This window comes from Acidobacteriota bacterium, assembly GCA_039030395.1.
Classification (GTDB): Bacteria; Acidobacteriota; Thermoanaerobaculia; order Multivoradales; family JBCCEF01; genus JBCCEF01.
In genome coordinates, this window is the sequence record JBCCEF010000001.1 from 183,490 (window position 1) to 199,534 (window position 16,045).

The following is a 16,045-nucleotide window of genomic DNA, read 5'->3' on the forward strand; positions in this document are numbered from 1 at the left end:
ATCACACTCGCCGTCAGCGGGTGCCCAATCGGTGCCATTCGCCGGCCGTCTTGCGAAACTGGCCTGGCGTCCAGCCGGTCTCGCGCTTGAAGTCGCGCGTCAGATGGCTCTGGTCCGCATAGCCGAGTTCCAAGGCGACATCGGCAAGGGAATCCTGGTCCGAGACCAAGAGTTCGATGGCCCACCGCAGGCGCAAGGTCCGCCGCTGGCTCCCGATCGAGCATCCGTAATAGCGACGGAAGGCACGAGCCAAATACACCGGATGGACTCGAAACCGACGAGCCAACTCCTCCAGACTCTGATCGGCGCCTCCGCGCCGACCCACCGCCTCGTGGACTTCGGTAATCCAACAGGGACGCGAGGTCTTCGTTTGCACCGAAAGCCGGTCTGACCCCAAGCCCTCCACAAGGCGGGAGAGCATCCGATCCGAAAGCGGCACCTCTGCCTGGGGACGCTTCGCAAGCCTCAAGAACTGACCGAAGATTCTCATCGCCGTGGTGCCGGCAGGCATTCGCATTGGCTTGTCGGGCAGCGTCCTCTCGACGCCCTCGCCCCGCAGGCCCAGCACGAACATGCGAACCCCTTCAGGTCCGGCCGCGGTTTCATGGAACTCCCCGCGCGGCTTGAAGTGCACCTCCCACGGCGTGCACTGGTGGACCTGTCCCCGAAATCGCTCCTTGAGCCGGCCAAAGACAACCAGGGTCAACGCCGCGGACCGATGGCCGATCCACCCGTGCCCCGTTCCCGGCAAGAAAGTCTTGTCTTTGAAGTACCAATCTGTAGGGGGCAAAGCCATAAATCTTGCTCTACGGCGAGCGCATCCGAGAAATTTCTGCCGTTCTTCGAGCCGAAATCATCCCCCAGCCCTTCGCCGGGGAGCAGGAATGGTGGCACTTTAGCGCGATGGCAACATGACAGACTCGCCCAACCGGGCCGATCCAACCCAACGTCCCCTTGGATGCCGGTGGCGGCCCCTTCAACAACATCGTCTCAGGTTCGAAGAGCCACCCGTTCCCAATCGACGACGACCATGCTCAGCCTGCGCCGAGTCTCGAAAACCTATGACGACGTCACCGCCGTGGCGGCGGTGGATCTCGCCGTCGCCGCCGGCGAGACCGTTGCCCTGATCGGCCCCAGCGGCTGCGGCAAGTCGACGCTGTTGCGGCTGATCATCGGGCTGGTCAAGCCCGACGAGGGAAGGGTCGAAATCGATGGCGAGCCGCTGGCGGATGACGGGGCGACCCTGCGGGCGCAGCGCCGGCGGATGGGCTACGTCATCCAGTCCGGTGGCCTGTTTCCGCATCTCACCGCCCGGCGGAATGTGAGCCTGCCGGCCGACCACCTCGGCTGGAAGGAAGAGAAGAGCGGCGAGCGCATCGCCCGTCTCTCGGCGCTGGTCCACCTACCGGCGGCCACCCTCGACCGCTTTCCCACTCAGCTTTCCGGCGGCCAGCGGCAAAGGGTGAGCCTGATGCGAGCCCTGATGCTCGATCCGGACATTCTGCTGCTCGATGAGCCCCTGGGCGCGCTCGATCCGATGATCCGCCGCGACCTACAGGGCGAACTGGCAGAAATTTTCCGAACCCTCCGCAAGACGGTGGTGCTGGTGACCCACGATCTCGGCGAGGCGGGCTTCTTCAGTCAGCGCTTGGTGTTGATGAACGAGGGCCGCATCGAACAGGAGGGCTCGATCCAGGAACTGCAGGAGGCGCCCGTCACCACCTTTGCGCACCGCTTCGTGGCAGCGCAGCAGGCGCCGGAGGCGAAGCCGTGAATCGCCGTGGGTGGCTGCTCGGGGCATTGGCGGTCTACCTGACGTCGCCGGCGTTGGCCACCATCGAGGCCCCGGTCGTCGAGGTCGGCTCGAAGAAGTTCACCGAGTCCGTGATTCTCGGCGAGGCTTTGACCCACCTGCTCCGGGACGCCGGCCTCGAAGCACGCCACCGGCGAGAACTCGGCGGCACCCGAGTGCTGTGGAACGCCCTGCTGCGAGGCGACATCGATACCTATGCCGAGTACACCGGCACCCTGCGGGAAGAGATCTTCGCCGGCCGCGACCTCCCGGAGGAGAAATTGCCGGCCGCCCTGGGCGAGGTCGGTATCGGCGCCAGTGCGCCCCTCGGTTTCAACAACACCTACGCCCTGGGCATGCTGAAGGAAGTGGCCGACCGCCACGCGGTGCGCACCATCTCGGACCTGCGAACCCGGCCGGAGCTGGCGCTTGCCTTCACCAACGAGTTCCTCGACCGCAGCGACGGTTGGCCGGGCCTGCGCGCCCACTACGTTCTACCGCAGTCGGACGTGCGCGGCCTCGATCACGATCTCGCCTACCAGGGCTTGGCCGCCGGCAGTCTCCAGGTGATGGATCTCTACTCGACGGACGCGGAGATCGCCTACTACGGTCTGCGGGTACTGGAAGACGATCTCGCCTACTTTCCGGCCTATGAGGCTCTGGTGCTCTACCGCCGCGACCTGCCGGCGGGCGCGATCCACGCCCTGGAACGTCTCGCCGGGGAGATCGACGGCGAGGCGATGGTGGCGATGAACGCCGCCGTCAAGATCGACCGCCGGCCGGAGACGGCGGTGGCGGCGTCCTTCCTGCGGCAAGCGTTCGGCATCGAGAGCGAGATTCGGATGGAAGACCGGGCGGCCCGCTTCCTACGCCACACCCGCGAGCACCTCATGCTGGTCGGGCTTTCTCTTCTCGCGGCGATTCTGGTGGCGGTCCCGGCGGGTATCGTCGCCGCTCGCCGGCCGCGCCTCGGCCACGTACTGCTGGGACTCACCGGAGTGCTGCAGACCATCCCCTCCCTGGCGCTCCTGGTCTTCATGATTCCGCTCTTGGGCATCGGTGCGCCGCCGGCGCTGGCGGCGCTGTTCCTCTACAGCCTGCTCCCCATCGTCCGCAACACCCACGCCGGCCTCCAGGGCATTGCGCCGGAACTCCTGGAGTCGGCGGACGCCCTCGGCCTGCCCTCCGGCGCCCGGCTGCGGCGCATCGAGTTGCCGATGGCTTCGCGTTCGATCCTCGCCGGCATCAAGACCTCGGCGGTGATCAATATCGGCACCGCCACCCTCGGCGCCCTGATCGGCGCCGGCGGCTACGGCCAGCCGATCCTGACGGGAATCCGGTTGGACGATCTCGGGTTGATCCTGGAGGGCGCCGTGCCGGCCGCCGTACTGGCCCTGGCCGTCCAGGGTCTCTTCGAACTCTCCGAACGCCGGCTGGTGCCGCGCGGCCTCCGCCTCCCGTCGGACGGCTGATCCTCCACCACCGACCGCTGCGAGGGGCTGATACCCTCGTCTCTTACCGCACCACGAATCGCTGGGAGATCCACATCCATGCCCGAGCCATCGTCCGCGACCGCGGCTCCCGAGGAGAGCGGAACAAGGCCTTCTCAGCCGCTGACGTCCCTCGATCGCTACCGGCAGGTTCGCGCCTGGACGGAAACCCTGTGTGAGCCCCTCGCCACCGAAGACTACGTGGTGCAGTCGATGGCCGATGCCAGTCCGGCGAAGTGGCATCTGGCCCACACCACCTGGTTCTTCGAGACCTTCCTGTTGGCACCGCACGTCGCGCAGTACCGATCGCCGGACGAGCGCTTCAACTTTCTGTTCAATTCCTACTACAACTCGGTGGGCGCGCAGCACGCACGGCCGGATCGGGGGCTGTTGTCGCGCCCCACGGTGGACGAGGTGTACGCCTACCGCCACCACGTTGACGACTCGATGGCGGAGCTGATCGCAACCCTCGGTGACGACGAACCCGCGACCACCCTGCGCGGCCTGCTGGAGGTCGGCCTGAATCACGAGCAGCAGCACCAAGAGCTGATGTTGACGGACGTGAAACACATGCTGTCGCGCAATCCGCTACAGCCGGCCTACGGACCGGCGGCGGAGGCCGGCGGCGCAGCGGCAAACGCCCCCGGAGAGGCGCGCTGGACGGCCTTTGAGGAAGGCCTCTACGCCATCGGCGAGGACGCCGGCAGCGACGGTTTCGCCTTCGACAACGAGGGGCCGCGCCACCGGGCGTTCGTGGAGGCCTTCGAGCTGGCCGACCGGCCGGTCACCAACGGTGAATACCTCGAGTTCATGGCCGACGGCGGCTACCAACGGCCCGAGTTCTGGTTGTCCGACGGCTGGGCCACGGTGCGCGCCGGGAACTGGCGGGCACCGCTCTATTGGCACTCGACCGAAGACGGCTGGCGACGCTTCAGTCTGAGCGGCGACGGACCCATCGACCCTGGCGAGCCGGTCTGCCACATCAGTCTGTACGAGGCCGATGCCTACGCCCGCTGGGCCGGTGGGCGGCTACCGACCGAGGCGGAGTGGGAGATCGCCGCCGAGCGGGTCTTCGGTCGGCCTCGGGCACGAGGCGAAAACGCTCCCGACGGCAACTTCGCTGAATCGCGGCTCTTCCATCCGCGCCCGCTGCCGGCCGGATCCGCCCACGGCCAGATGCTCGGCGACGTGTGGGAGTGGACTCGCAGTGCCTACTCGCCCTACCCCGGCTACCGACCGCCGGCCGGGGCTCTCGGCGAGTACAACTCCAAGTTCATGAACAACCAGACGGTGCTGCGCGGCGGCTCCTGCGCCACGCCGCGATCGCACATCCGCACCACCTATCGCAACTTTTTCCCCCCGGCCGCCCGCTGGCAGTTCTCCGGTCTGCGCCTGGCGCGCGATGGAGAGCGGTAATGCCCCAACCGAAAGCGCTCGAACCGGCCCCTCTCGAACCGGCCAAGGCCGTTTCGGTGCGGGATACGGCGCCGGTCACCGCCGACATGCTGGCGGATGTCCTCGCCGGCCTGTCCGCCATCCCGAAGACCTTGCCGTCGAAGTACCTCTATGACGAGACCGGCTCCTTTCTCTTCGAAGCCATCTGCACTCTGGAGGCCTACTACCCCACCCTCACCGAACTGTCGATCATGGACCGGCATGTGGCGGAGATGGCGGCGGCGCTGGGGCGGGGCTGCCTGCTGATCGAGTACGGCAGCGGTAGCGGCAAGAAAACCGAGATCCTGCTAGAGGCTCTTGAAGACCCGGCGGGCTACGTACCGATCGAGATCTCCCGGCCCCACCTGGAAGCCTCCGCTCGGCGGCTGGCGCGGCACTTTCCGGCCATCCCCATCCTGCCGGTCTGTGCCGACTACACCAGCGCCTTGGAGATCCCCACTCCACCCCGACCGGAAGAGCACCGAGCCGTGTTCTTCCCGGGCTCGACCATCGGCAACTTCGAGCCGCCCGCGGCGGAGGACTTTCTGCGCCGCATTGCCGAAGTCTGCGGTGCCGGAGGCAGCCTTCTGATCGGTGTCGATCTGCAAAAAGATCCGGCGATTCTCGAACGAGCCTACAACGATCCTCAGGGCGTCACCGCCGCCTTCAACCTGAATCTCCTGGCGCGCCTCAACCGGGAACTCGGTGCGGACTTCGATCTCCCGCGGTTCCGGCACTTCGCGATCTACAACCGGGAACACGGCCGGATCGAGATGCACCTCGAAAGTTCCAGCGAGCAAGCTGTCCATCTGGGAGGCCAGAGGTTCTCCTTCGCCGCCGGCGAAACCATCTGCACCGAGCACTCTCACAAATACACCTTGGACGGATTTCGCGCCATGGCGCGCCGAACCGGCTTCGAGGTGGAACAAGTGTGGACGGACCCGAAACGCTGGTTCAGCGTGCAGCACCTGCGGGCTTGAGGCCCTCGCCCAAGAAAACTCACCCGCCGGGGTAAGACATCGGACCCTCACCGCATCTCACCGGGTGTAGGACGAAAGGAGCCCTGATCCAGGGGCCCGATACGTTTTGAGCCAGCTACGCCTTCAAAGGAGATAAAGACCATGAGCCGCATTCAACCGCTTCAGACGGAGAACGCTTCCCCCGAATCCCAACAGATCCTCGACCAGGTGAAAGCCAAGATGGGCGGGGTTCCCAACATCCTCGGCACCATGGCCCAGGCACCGGCCGTCGCCAAGGCCTACCTGGGCTTCAGCGGCGCCCTCGGTGAAGGTACGCTGTCGGCGCAACTTCGGGAACTGATCGCCTTGACCGTCGCCGAGACCAACCAGTGCGACTACTGCTTGGCCGCTCACTCCACCATCGGCAAGGGTGCCGGACTCGATCAGGACGAAATCCTCGCCGGACGACGGGGCCATTCGAACGATGCCAGGACCCAGGCGGCACTCACCTTCTCGCGCCTGTTGGTGACCAACCGAGGACAGGTGACGGACGAGGAACTTCAAGCCCTCCGCGGTGCCGGATTCAGCGATCCGGAGGTGCTTGAAGTCGTCGCCAACGTCGCCATCAACCTGTTCACCAACTACTTCAACCACGTCGCCGATCCGGACGTCGACTTTCCGGCACCGGCTCGGCTCGAAGCGGTCGCAGGTTGATCGTGATGGCCCCGGAAGCCACCTTTGAGGGTGCTTCCGGGGCATGGCATCGTCTTTCGTCTCCATGGACCGCAACAACACCACCTGGATCGATCACCTTTCTTCCCCGGGACCGACCCAGGAGGCCGCGCTCACCGACCTCGGCGAGGTCTTGAGGCGGGGCCTCGATGGCGCCCTCGGGCGCAAGATCTCCCAGCGGCAAGCCTTTATCGAGGACGCAGTGCAGGACACCTTGCTCAAGGTCCTGTCGCACCTGGCCGAGTTTCGGGGGCGCAGCCGGTTCACCACTTGGGCCGTCTCGATCGCCGTTCGCGAGGCCTTCGGAGAACTCCGGCGGCGCCGGTCCCGAGATGTGTCGCTGGATTCCCTGGCGCTCGAAGATTCCATTTCCTTGGCGCCGCCCGGCAACCCGGAGGCCTCCGACGGAAATCTCGACCGCCGCCGGATTCTGCGAGCGCTGCAGCACCTCATCGACCGGCGACTCACGGCGAAACAGCGCCAAGTCCTGCGCGCCAAGCTCGAAGGATTGGAACAGAGCGAGATCGCCCGGCGCATGCCGGACGTCAAGCGCAACGCCGTCTACAAGTTGGCCCACGACGCCCGCAAGAGCCTCAAGAAGGGCCTGATCGAGGAAGGATTCTCGGAGGCCACCATTCGCCACGCCTTCGAGTTCTAGGAGAGAGCCATGGCTCTGACACATCAGCAAGTCCAAGACCTGATCCAGTCGATCTGCGCCACCCTCGAGCACGAACTCGACTGCGGCCAGTGCTGGCAGCAGGTATCCGAGCTGGCCGAGCGCGAACTGTCGGGCCAGGAGATCCCCGCGGCGCTGGCTACCGTGAACGGACACCTGGCCGTCTGCGGCGAATGCCGGGAAGAGTACGAGACCTTGCTGAGAGCATTGGAAACCCTCGCCGAGCCCTGAGGAGTTGGACCCTCACTTGCCCGTAGTCAACAGGAGTCCCCATGACCGTCTCCACCCGCCACGATCCCTTTCCGGTCAACGATCCCTACCACGGCATCTACGCCCACGGTGTCGAAACCCGTGCCGGCGCGCGCATCGTCCACGTTTCCGGCCAGGTCGGAGCCTCGCCGGAAGGCCACTTACCCTCCGACTTCCGAGGCCAGTGTCGTCAAGCCATCCGCAACATTCAGTCGGTTCTGCGGCAGGCGGACATGGAGATGACGGATATCGTAAAGATGTCCTGCTTTTTGACCCGCCGCGAAGACATGGATGCCCTGGTGGAAGTCCGCAAGGAGTTCTTGGATGGGGTGCGCCCCGCCATCACCACGCTGTTCGTCGCGGGCCTCGTCTCGCCGGACTGGCTGGTCGAAATCGAGGCGGTGGCTTGCGCCGAGTGACCTCGGCCGGAGCCGTCCGGGCAGCAAGAATTGGCGAAATCCCCTATTGCTATACTCCAAAGTAACGATTCTCTTCGCCCGACCCCTCTATTGCCTGGAACCACCTCGAAGGAGGATAGCTCTTGGGCCAGAACCGCCACGACGTTCCTGCGCTCAGACGCGCGAGTCGGCGAAGCCACTGGCGGCGGAGCGCCGGGGGGATTCTCGCATTCCTGATCGCCTCGGCCAGCGCGGGGAATGTCTCCGCCGCTACGACGGATCTCGAGGCGCTCTACGTCGCTCCCGATATCCATTTGGTGGTCGGCGGAGTCGAGATTCGAGATCATCAGGTGCTCGCCGACGATCTCGCCGGCGGATTGATGCAGTTGACCCTCGGAGGCTTGCCGGAAGCGGCGGCGATCGACGCTCTCCATCGGCTGGACGACGGCAGATTTCTCTTCTCGCTCGAAGGTTGGGCGGATTTGGGCGGTCTACCGGTCGGCCCTGCGGACATCGTTTCCTGGGACGGAACGTCCTACGGCATCGCCTTCGATGCGGCTGCCGCCGGCTTGCCGGCGGGACTCGATGTCGATGCGCTGTCCTTCGATGCTGACGACATCTTTCTATCGTTCCAGACCCACGCCGATCTCCCGGGTGGCCCCTACGCCGACGACGATTTGGTGCGCTGGGACGGAGCCAGTTTCTCCCTCGCCTTCGACGGCGCCGCCGCCGGAGTACCCCGGTCACTGGATCTCGACGCCGCCCACCGCCTCGAAAACGGCAACTGGCTACTGTCCTTCGACAGCGACGGCACCGTCGGCGGCGTCGGCCTGGCCGATGAGGACGTGGTCGAGCACGATCCCGTTGCCGGGAGTTGGGAGTTGCTCTACGACGGCTCCACATTCTTCCCGGCATGGGAGGCCACCGACCTTGTGGCCCTCACCGCTGGCGAGCCGCCGAACGTTTTGGAAATCCCCGTACTGTCGCCTATCGGCCTGACGGTTCTTGCCATGATTCTCGCACTCTCCGCCAGCGCCATCGTCCGGCGCCGGATGCCTTGGAGCGCCGAGACCGATTTCCTGGAGAAGCCATGAAACCATCATTCCGAGTCTGCGCTTGGGTCCTTGCGGTCGTCGTCACAACCCTGCTCTCGACTTCCTTCGCAACGGCCTCCGATGGCGTGGGCGAGATCCACCAGGCGTGCGTCGCCACCGGCTGCCTGGCCGGCGATACCGCGGGCTTTCCCATCCAGATCACCCAGCCCGGCAGCTACCTGCTGACCTCGAACCTCACCGTTCCCGACGAGAACACGACGGCGATTGAGGTTACCGCTGAGGGTCCGGTACAGATCGATCTCGGAGGCTTCAGCATCTCCGGAGTGACCACCTGCAGCGGCAACCCCATCGTCTGCACCCCTCTCGGCACCGGGAGCGGCATCAACAGCGACCCCAGCCGCAGTATTTCGATTCGAAACGGCGCCATCCGGGGGATGGGAGGCTTCGCCATCAACGTCGGCAGCGGCCTCATCGAGGACACGGTGGTCCGGGGAAACGGAGGCACAGGCATCGCCGCCGCCGCCGCCATTGTCCAGAGCAATGTGGTAATCGGCAACGGCTCCACCGGAATCACCAATGGCGCGGGCATGATCCTCAACAATCAGGTATTTGGCAATGGCGGCACCGGCATCGCAGGAACCGTCGGCCCGACGGTGCGGGGCAATCGCGTACGCGGCAACGGAGGGGCCGGCAACAACCCGGGAATTCGAACCGTTGACGGCTACGTCTTCGACAACCACGTCGAGCTCAACGACAGTGTGGGCCTGCAGGCGAATGGCACCACGGTATTCGGCAACAATGTTTTTCGAAGCAACAACCTGCCGGCCAACGCCGGAAATCAGGTCGCCGGCGGAACGCAGATCGGCCTCAACCTATGCCAAAACGTACCGTGCCCGTGATCACCTGGAGAGCTTCCCCGCCGCCGGCCGAGAAGCCCTCTACCCGGTACCGCCCCAGCGGCTGAGATCACCGCTCTCAAATCCATCTTCGAAAATCTCCGCCGTCATCACCTGCAAGCCGTTGAGGGCGGCGCCGAGACTTGGATCCGCGTCCGGAACGACTCCGGAATGCAGGTCCAGGCGACCGTCGATACCGACCTGCGCCCGGTGCCGGGAGAAGGTGATGAGTTCCTCGTGGCCGCCGCTCCAGACGCCCCCGATGGAGTAGTGCGGAAATCCATCTTCCTGGTCCACGCTGGTGTAGCTCAAGACCGCCGGCTCTTTGGGCATGCGGGCATAGATCAGGATGACGTACTCGCCCGGCGCCAAGCCGGTGAAGAAGATGCAGGATTCGAGATCTGCATCGAAGGTCACCAGGTAGTCATCGAGCAGCAGAGAGTCGTCACCGGAAGTTGCAGGATCGACAACCGTCGGCGTATCCAAGCCACCGAATTGACGCAGGCTGACGGAAGTGACCAATCCGTCAAGATCGACCAACCCCTGAGTGGTGGTGGCGTGATCGGCCCGAAAGCTGTTCCAAACTCCGGGTAGTCCAGCGGCGGCGTAGGTGTCCGCCGGCGCATTGCCGACTTCGCCGAAGTCGATGTTCAAGGACTGCCCCATCAGAGGCCCCGCCACCGCAACCGCCGCCACCCAAGCAAGGGAAATCCATCGCACGAACGGGTCTTTTTTCATTCGACCTCCGGGAGTTCCTGATGCCGAAATCTTATCCACGAGAACGCCCATTCTAGCAACTCGATCAGGAGCGCTCGACAGCCGGCGGCAGCTTGGAAAACCAGGCCTGGTCCGACGGATCCGGCGCAGAGTCGGCAGTCGGAGGTGATGGCGTCGTCGTTTCCAGGAGACTCGTCAAGGCTTCAAAATCGGGTAGAGGGCGAGAATCATCTGAAACTCGACCTCCTCGGCGTCGCCCTCCGCGGGGTCTTCCTCCTCCTCGGCCAGATCATCCAACAACTGCTGGACCTCTGCCTGCAGCCGCTCGATCTTTTCGGGCCGGGCCGTCGCCTTGAGGTGTACCAGCATCGGCTGGAGGCCACCGAGATCTTTCCCCTCCAGCGCTCGCACTTCCTCGGCTCCCCGGCTCAACAGATCCCCGCCGAGCGCCGCCCAACCGGTGCTCGCGGGATCCGAGAAGAGGTTGTCATCCACCCGGAAAGCCCGCGCCACGCTCCGGAAGTACTTCTCGAGAGTGCCTCGGTTGGGACGGGTGGAATGCAGCCCGATCAGTCCCACCTTTTCCAGAGCATCCACGTGGTGGTAGAGCTTGGTGGGCTTCTCGCCAAGCCGCTCGGCCACTTGCTTGGTCGTTCGGGGCTGCTCGCACAGAGCTTCGAGAATGCGCACTCGCAGAGGATCGGCGAGAGCCTTGAGCTGGCCTAGGTCCTTGATCGTGTAGCTGGCCTCCACCGGCGGACCGGCTTCCTGCGGTTCAACGCCCCGGGGTCCAGCCTCCCGGGGTCCAGTCTCCTGGGGTCCAGCCTCCTGGGGTCCAGCCTCTTGAGAATCGTGGCTCATGATCGCAGACTAACACGAGGCAAATCCTGATTAATAGGAGAAATTTGAATAATAGATTTTTTCCTGCTAAATTCTCCATGCGGCGCCCGAGGGGGCGCCAACACGGACTCACGACCACCGCGGGAGAACACCTCATGAGCACCTTTCTCGAACCCCTCCTCCTCCTCAGCTACTTCGTCATCTACCCCCTGATCGGCTGGTTGACCTTCGAGCGCCAGCGCCGGGCGATCCGGGAAGGCCGCTCCAGCCGCTGGCTCCTGTACGGCGAGATCTTTCTCGTCGAATGGGTGGCAACGGCCGCGGTGGCCGGCATCTGGATCTCGAGCCAACTTTCTTCTTCGGCCCTTGGCCTCGACTGGCCCTCGGGGGAACGAGCGACCCTCGCCTGGAGCCTGGCGATGGTCGCCCTCGCAGCTCTCGCAACGCAGGTCGCAACGGGACGCAAGAGCGCCGGGTGGCGGCAGCAAATGCGCGACGAACTCGCACCCGTCGACGCGCTGATGCCTACCCGGAGCCGTGAGATGGCGGGCTTCGCGGCGCTCTCCTTGACGGCTGGGTTCTGCGAAGAGGTCCTCTTCCGCGGTTTTCTCTTCTGGTGGCTGCAAAGCCTCGGGCTGAATGTCGCCTTCGCCGCCGTCGGCACGGTCGTCGTCTTCGGCCTGGCCCACAGCTACCAGGGACCCAAGGGACTGCTGAGAGCCACCGCGGCCGGTGCCGTCTTGATCGCGCTGGTGCTGTTGGCCGGGTCCCTGTGGCCGGCGATCCTGTTGCACATGGGCATGGACTTGATCGGCGGCTGGACCGCCCTCGCTGCGCACTCCAAGAAACCCGATGACGAAGGGTCGATCGCGGCCGGCCAACCCCACGCCGCTTGAGCGGAGTCAGGGGCATCGCAAATTGACCGCGCCGGGCCCTGAACATACACTTCGAGCCAAATCACCATGGGCGATCGGGAGGGTATCGAGTGAACGAGGGCGGCGTCTCTTCGCCGAAGAAGAAACCTGCACCGATTCCCGGCCCGGCGATTCTCTTCCTGCTGGTGGTTTTGATGTTCGACGGGATTCTCGGCTGGATGATCTTCAACCAGTTGAGGGTGGCGCGCTTTCCCACCACCCCGGGCGTCGTGGAGGCCGTTTCTGTCCGGCAAGACAACAGCAGCACCTCGGCTCACGTCTCCCACTGCCCGGAGGTGGCCTTTCGATACCAGGTGAACCACGAGGCCCTACAAGGAAATCGCTTCCGCTGGGGTGGCTTCTGTTCCTCGCATCCACAAGACGTCGAGCGGGTGATGGGGAATCTCGTTCCGGGTGAAGCACACGCGGTGTACGTCCATCCTGACAAGCCGCGGGTCGCCTACCTTTCGGCGGGGATCGGTGCGGTCGAGCACGCCGCAGGGCTCTTGCTCCTGCCCTTCAACCTCTTCGCCGTGGGATGGCTGCTGGAGATCTTCGCCCGCAAGGTCCTCGGCCGGTCCTTGGAGCCGGACGTCATGCGATTCGGCCAGGAAAACGGTCGGGCCTGGGCGCGATTTCCGCACCTGGGACCGATCCAGTTCGCCCTTGGGGTTCTGCTGATTATCGCCTTCCTGGTCAGCCTGGTGACCGTCTTCTTCTTCGCCGTCCTACCGGCCGCCTACTTCTCGCTCACCTGGAGAATTCTGCTTCTCCTCGGAGTGGGTCTGCTGGCCGGCAAGGCGCTGTGGAACGCCTTTCGTTCCATGACCGTCACCTTCGATCCACACAGCCGCGAACTAACCCTTCCCTCCGGCGCCGTGCTGCCCAAATCCCAGATCGAGGACTGGCGAATTGAAGAAATACGCGGACGGGCGAAGCGGGCCGTGTACTTCCGGCCCGTGCTTCAACACCGCGCCGCGGACGGCGTCAAACAGACCCTCGAGCTCCCCCTCCTCTCTTCGCGGGAAGAGGCCTACCGCTTCGGCGGATGGCTGGTGGAGACGGTGGGTTTGGCAAACCGGCAGCAAAACAGCCTTCTAGGCTAGTTGCGGCCCGCCATCACTCCACCGTCGACATCCCAAAGGGCACCGGTAACCCAACCGGCGTCTTCGGACAGCAGGAAGTCGATCACCCCGGCAACGTCCGCCGGCCGCCCCACGCGGCCGATCGGGTGGAAGGCGTCAAACCCGGAAGTCAAAGTGGCTTCGATCTCCCCTTCCGGAATGAACGCCGAGTAGATCGGGGTGACCACCACCGCCGGCGAGACGGTGTTGACCCGAATGCCGTGCTGGGCCAGCTCCATCGCCAAGTGCTGGGTCAGCGCATGCAGCCCCGCCTTGGCCATGGAATAGGCCGACGACGGAGTCGCAGCCACCGCCTGCTGAGCCCACATTGAGCCGACGTTGACGATCGCTCCGCCACCGTTCGCCACCATATTCCGAACGACCGCTTGGGTGAGGAAAAACGTCGCGCGATTGATCCGGTGATACGAATCGTAGTCGCCTTCCTCGTGCTCCAGGAAGGTCTTGGGCTGAAACACGCCCGCGGCGTTGACCAGCCGCCGGATCGGCTTCGAATCGCCATCGAGGCGCGTCACCGCAGCGCGGACCTGTGACTCATCTTGAAGATCCACCGCCACGGTTTCGACATCCCCTAGTTCCGCCAACTCCGCGGCCGCTTCCGCCAGTTTGTTCGGACGCCGACCCAGCAAGACCACCGGCCCGGCACCGCGCTCGAGAAGGCGCCGAGCCGTCGCCTTGCCGATGCCGCTCGACCCCCCCACGATCAGGCTGAGTCCACGATCCGACGCGCTGGCTTCTACGATCCCATTAGACATTTCTTCGGCTCCTTGTTTTTTACCTATTAGTAGGTAGTTGTTCACCACAGGTTTCTGCACCGACCAGAAAATGCATCGTGCCGGTGTCAGGGATTTAGAGGTTTCATGAGGTCCAGCAGTGGCTCGACCAGTTCGTCGAACCGCTCCGCGCGGCCGTCTATGCGCGCCGCCAACAGCACTCCCTCCAAGGCCGAAAACAGCATCAAGCCGCTGCCCTCGGGATCCTCCGAAGGACGCAGGCTTCCATCTTCACCACCCGTCCGCAAGATCGAGGCGAGAGCCTGGGCACCGCGCTCGAAAAAGCCCCGCACCCGCTCCCGGCTGGCGGTATCCAAGGTGCTGATCTCCGCCGCCAACATGCCGCACAGGCAGATCGAGCCGTCTCCAGCTTCGAGGGTTTGGCGAAACAGTCCGGTGAAGGCCCGCAGCCGGTGCGCACCCGGTGCTTCCGACGCCATGATGCGCACCACCGCCTCGTCGAACCGTTCGGCGTAGCGATCGATAACGGCCTCCACAAGATCCGCTTTCGAAGCGAAGTGGTAGTGGATGCTGGCCTTGCGGATGCCCACGGCGGCGCTCACGTCTTCGTAGCTCATGCCGTTGACCCCGCGGGTTTGGATCAGGGTCCGGGCGCTTTCAAGGATGGCGGTTTTGGTGCTCACATCGAGACTATCTACCAGTTGGTAGAGAAAAGCAAGCCCAAACCCCGCAGCGCCTCAGGCCTCGAGAAGAGCTTTGTACAGCAAGCGGGCCTGCATCTCCAGTTCGAGGAGGGCCATGCGCTCGTCCGTTACAAGCGCATGCCGGTACTCTTCCGCGGCTTCCCTCTCGAGGGCGGAGACTTCGGAAAACGGGTTCCCCTGGTCGATCTCCACTCGCTCGAGTACCGCTAGCCAGCGGCGGACCAGGGACGAACTGAGGTCGTCGGATTCGGTCAAAGTACGGCGGAGTGCGCGCAGGCTGACTTCGACGGACCGCTCCGCACGCTGCTGTCGAACCGCCCGCTGCTCGGCCGTCACGTGACCGTTGCAATAGGTGCAGCGCACCTTCTGCGAGCCGTCGCAGGTTGAACACGTCTCCCATTGCATCCGCGCGCCGAACTGCCGCATGCCGAAATCGAGCGCCTGGAAACGGCGGGCGAAGCGACCGCCGCGGCCGCCGCAGGAACTGCACGACTTCTTGCCGGTGCTCTTGCAGATGGGACAGAGATTCGCGGACATCGGCGGCCTCCTCGGGAATTCGACCTCGCTCCACCGAGAGTGGCGCACCGACGCGGTATCCGTTACGAGTGAGGCAGTTCCCCAGATCGGCCGGCGACGCTTTGCCTCCGAAGGCCCAGCAAGAGCCGAATCGAAAGCGCCGCCAGCAGCGACTTCGCCACCGCCCCGAGGAGGAAAGGTTCGACGCCGTCCTCAAGAGCCGGCATCCAGCCGATCTTGCCGCCCAGCCAAGCGAACCCGGTCGCGAGGATGAGCAGGTGCCCGCCCGCCGCCGCGAGCGTCCACCGGCCGAGACGTCGGCCCGCCCAGCGGCGCACCCGGGCGAGGCCGACCCCAGCGCCCGCCAAGAAGAAGCCCACGATATAGCCCGCCGTCGGCCCGACCAGGCGATCGACGCCGGAGGCTCCATCGGCCAGCACCGGGGCACCGAGAGCCGCCACCAGGCAGTACATTGCGAGAACGGCCAGGGCCATACGCCATCCGCCCACGGCACCGACGACAAGGACGGCCCAGGTCTGGAGCGTCATCGGCACCGGCACCATCGGCACCGTGACCTGCGCCGCTAGAGCGATGAGAACTACGCCCAGCACCAGGAACAGCAGGCGACGAACGCGCGGCGTTATCCACCAACGCGGCGCGGCCTTGGAGAGGTCTCGAGGGGATTCAAACATTGGTGCGCAGACGCGGAATCGAACCACCACCTCGATCTTCAGACGATCTCGAGCCGATCGCTAAAGGACTCCACAAACTACCCATTGGCCGTACAACCTGCCCAT

Annotated in this window: 19 protein-coding genes; 12 read left to right on the plus strand and 7 right to left on the minus strand. The window is 64.8% G+C overall.

Features of this window, described 5'->3' with window-relative positions; all coding sequences use genetic code 11:
* Positions 1-13 precede the first annotated feature (13 nt).
* Complete coding sequence (locus tag AAF481_00660; protein MEM7479656.1) at positions 14-796, minus strand: AraC family transcriptional regulator; 783 nt, start codon at positions 794-796, stop codon at positions 14-16.
* A 234-nt stretch (positions 797-1,030) separates the two neighbouring features.
* Here AAF481_00660 and AAF481_00665 point away from each other — a divergent pair, with 234 nt between their 5' ends.
* The 10 genes from AAF481_00665 to AAF481_00710 all read left to right on the plus strand — a co-directional run bounded on the left by AAF481_00665 (position 1,031) and on the right by AAF481_00710 (position 9,684).
* Positions 1,031-1,774 carry an ATP-binding cassette domain-containing protein gene (locus tag AAF481_00665; GenBank protein ID MEM7479657.1) on the plus strand — a complete coding sequence of 248 codons (744 nt, stop codon included), beginning with the start codon at positions 1,031-1,033 and terminating at the stop codon, positions 1,772-1,774.
* A gap of 26 nt (positions 1,775-1,800) precedes the next feature.
* Complete coding sequence (locus AAF481_00670; GenBank protein MEM7479658.1) at positions 1,801-3,264, plus strand: glycine betaine ABC transporter substrate-binding protein; 1,464 nt, start codon at positions 1,801-1,803, stop codon at positions 3,262-3,264.
* Positions 3,265-3,342: 78 nt separating this feature from the next.
* Positions 3,343-4,698 (plus strand): ergothioneine biosynthesis protein EgtB, encoded by a 1,356-nt coding sequence (gene egtB, locus AAF481_00675; GenBank protein ID MEM7479659.1) that lies wholly within the window; start codon positions 3,343-3,345, stop codon positions 4,696-4,698.
* A complete protein-coding gene (gene egtD / locus AAF481_00680) occupies positions 4,698-5,696 on the plus strand; it encodes an L-histidine N(alpha)-methyltransferase (protein MEM7479660.1) in 999 nt (332 codons plus the stop codon). The genes egtB and egtD overlap by 1 nt, the downstream gene beginning before the upstream one ends.
* A 141-nt stretch (positions 5,697-5,837) precedes the next feature.
* Positions 5,838-6,389, plus strand: coding sequence for a peroxidase-related enzyme (locus AAF481_00685; GenBank protein MEM7479661.1), 552 nt, complete (start codon positions 5,838-5,840; stop codon positions 6,387-6,389).
* A gap of 43 nt (positions 6,390-6,432) precedes the next feature.
* On the plus strand, positions 6,433-7,065 hold the full coding sequence (locus AAF481_00690; protein MEM7479662.1) for an RNA polymerase sigma factor: 633 nt from the start codon (positions 6,433-6,435) through the stop codon (positions 7,063-7,065).
* 9 nt (positions 7,066-7,074) lie between these two features.
* Positions 7,075-7,314, plus strand: a complete 240-nt coding sequence (locus AAF481_00695) for a hypothetical protein (GenBank protein ID MEM7479663.1) — start codon at positions 7,075-7,077, stop codon at positions 7,312-7,314.
* 41 nt (positions 7,315-7,355) lie between these two features.
* Positions 7,356-7,751: a RidA family protein gene (locus tag AAF481_00700; protein ID MEM7479664.1), complete on the plus strand. Its 396-nt coding sequence runs from the start codon at positions 7,356-7,358 to the stop codon at positions 7,749-7,751.
* A 122-nt stretch (positions 7,752-7,873) separates the two neighbouring features.
* Positions 7,874-8,824, plus strand: coding sequence for a hypothetical protein (locus tag AAF481_00705; protein MEM7479665.1), 951 nt, complete (start codon positions 7,874-7,876; stop codon positions 8,822-8,824).
* Positions 8,821-9,684 carry a right-handed parallel beta-helix repeat-containing protein gene (locus AAF481_00710; protein ID MEM7479666.1) on the plus strand — a complete coding sequence of 288 codons (864 nt, stop codon included), beginning with the start codon at positions 8,821-8,823 and terminating at the stop codon, positions 9,682-9,684. The genes AAF481_00705 and AAF481_00710 overlap by 4 nt, the downstream gene beginning before the upstream one ends.
* A gap of 39 nt (positions 9,685-9,723) precedes the next feature.
* On the opposite strand, the gene AAF481_00715 is transcribed toward AAF481_00710, so the two are convergent.
* Positions 9,724-10,419: a hypothetical protein gene (locus AAF481_00715; GenBank protein ID MEM7479667.1), complete on the minus strand. Its 696-nt coding sequence runs from the start codon at positions 10,417-10,419 to the stop codon at positions 9,724-9,726.
* A 174-nt stretch (positions 10,420-10,593) separates the two neighbouring features.
* Positions 10,594-11,259, minus strand: coding sequence for a helix-turn-helix domain-containing protein (locus tag AAF481_00720; GenBank protein ID MEM7479668.1), 666 nt, complete (start codon positions 11,257-11,259; stop codon positions 10,594-10,596).
* Between the two features lie 134 nt (positions 11,260-11,393).
* Here AAF481_00720 and AAF481_00725 point away from each other — a divergent pair, with 134 nt between their 5' ends.
* Positions 11,394-12,134 (plus strand): CPBP family intramembrane glutamic endopeptidase, encoded by a 741-nt coding sequence (locus AAF481_00725; protein MEM7479669.1) that lies wholly within the window; start codon positions 11,394-11,396, stop codon positions 12,132-12,134.
* Between the two features lie 89 nt (positions 12,135-12,223).
* Positions 12,224-13,258 (plus strand): DUF3592 domain-containing protein, encoded by a 1,035-nt coding sequence (locus AAF481_00730; GenBank protein ID MEM7479670.1) that lies wholly within the window; start codon positions 12,224-12,226, stop codon positions 13,256-13,258.
* Here the strand turns inward: AAF481_00730 and AAF481_00735 are convergent.
* The 4 genes from AAF481_00735 to AAF481_00750 all read right to left on the minus strand — a co-directional run bounded on the left by AAF481_00735 (position 13,255) and on the right by AAF481_00750 (position 15,940).
* Positions 13,255-14,049 (minus strand): SDR family oxidoreductase, encoded by a 795-nt coding sequence (locus AAF481_00735; protein ID MEM7479671.1) that lies wholly within the window; start codon positions 14,047-14,049, stop codon positions 13,255-13,257. The two genes, AAF481_00730 and AAF481_00735, sit on opposite strands and share 4 nt — an antisense overlap.
* 86 nt (positions 14,050-14,135) lie before the next feature.
* Positions 14,136-14,711: a TetR/AcrR family transcriptional regulator gene (locus AAF481_00740; GenBank protein ID MEM7479672.1), complete on the minus strand. Its 576-nt coding sequence runs from the start codon at positions 14,709-14,711 to the stop codon at positions 14,136-14,138.
* A gap of 54 nt (positions 14,712-14,765) precedes the next feature.
* Positions 14,766-15,269: a hypothetical protein gene (locus AAF481_00745; GenBank protein MEM7479673.1), complete on the minus strand. Its 504-nt coding sequence runs from the start codon at positions 15,267-15,269 to the stop codon at positions 14,766-14,768.
* Positions 15,270-15,331: 62 nt separating this feature from the next.
* Positions 15,332-15,940, minus strand: coding sequence for a biotin transporter BioY (locus AAF481_00750; protein ID MEM7479674.1), 609 nt, complete (start codon positions 15,938-15,940; stop codon positions 15,332-15,334).
* Positions 15,941-16,045 lie beyond the last annotated feature (105 nt).

What these genes read in the sequence shown, in the direction of transcription:
- AAF481_00685 (MEM7479661.1), top strand. Translation starts at nt 5,838, where the DNA reads ATGAGCCGCATTCAACCGCTTCAGACGGAGAACGCTTCCCCCGAATCC.
- AAF481_00720 (MEM7479668.1), bottom strand. Translation starts at nt 11,259, where the DNA reads ATGAGCCACGATTCTCAAGAGGCTGGACCCCAGGAGGCTGGACCCCAG.
- egtD (MEM7479660.1), top strand. Translation starts at nt 4,698, where the DNA reads ATGCCCCAACCGAAAGCGCTCGAACCGGCCCCTCTCGAACCGGCCAAG.
- AAF481_00690 (MEM7479662.1), top strand. Translation starts at nt 6,433, where the DNA reads ATGGCATCGTCTTTCGTCTCCATGGACCGCAACAACACCACCTGGATC.
- AAF481_00715 (MEM7479667.1), bottom strand. Translation starts at nt 10,419, where the DNA reads ATGAAAAAAGACCCGTTCGTGCGATGGATTTCCCTTGCTTGGGTGGCG.
- AAF481_00735 (MEM7479671.1), bottom strand. Translation starts at nt 14,049, where the DNA reads ATGTCTAATGGGATCGTAGAAGCCAGCGCGTCGGATCGTGGACTCAGC.
- AAF481_00700 (MEM7479664.1), top strand. Translation starts at nt 7,356, where the DNA reads ATGACCGTCTCCACCCGCCACGATCCCTTTCCGGTCAACGATCCCTAC.
- AAF481_00665 (MEM7479657.1), top strand. Translation starts at nt 1,031, where the DNA reads ATGCTCAGCCTGCGCCGAGTCTCGAAAACCTATGACGACGTCACCGCC.
- AAF481_00660 (MEM7479656.1), bottom strand. Translation starts at nt 796, where the DNA reads ATGGCTTTGCCCCCTACAGATTGGTACTTCAAAGACAAGACTTTCTTG.
- egtB (MEM7479659.1), top strand. Translation starts at nt 3,343, where the DNA reads ATGCCCGAGCCATCGTCCGCGACCGCGGCTCCCGAGGAGAGCGGAACA.
- AAF481_00725 (MEM7479669.1), top strand. Translation starts at nt 11,394, where the DNA reads ATGAGCACCTTTCTCGAACCCCTCCTCCTCCTCAGCTACTTCGTCATC.
- AAF481_00750 (MEM7479674.1), bottom strand. Translation starts at nt 15,940, where the DNA reads ATGTTTGAATCCCCTCGAGACCTCTCCAAGGCCGCGCCGCGTTGGTGG.
- AAF481_00695 (MEM7479663.1), top strand. Translation starts at nt 7,075, where the DNA reads ATGGCTCTGACACATCAGCAAGTCCAAGACCTGATCCAGTCGATCTGC.
- AAF481_00745 (MEM7479673.1), bottom strand. Translation starts at nt 15,269, where the DNA reads ATGTCCGCGAATCTCTGTCCCATCTGCAAGAGCACCGGCAAGAAGTCG.
- AAF481_00710 (MEM7479666.1), top strand. Translation starts at nt 8,821, where the DNA reads ATGAAACCATCATTCCGAGTCTGCGCTTGGGTCCTTGCGGTCGTCGTC.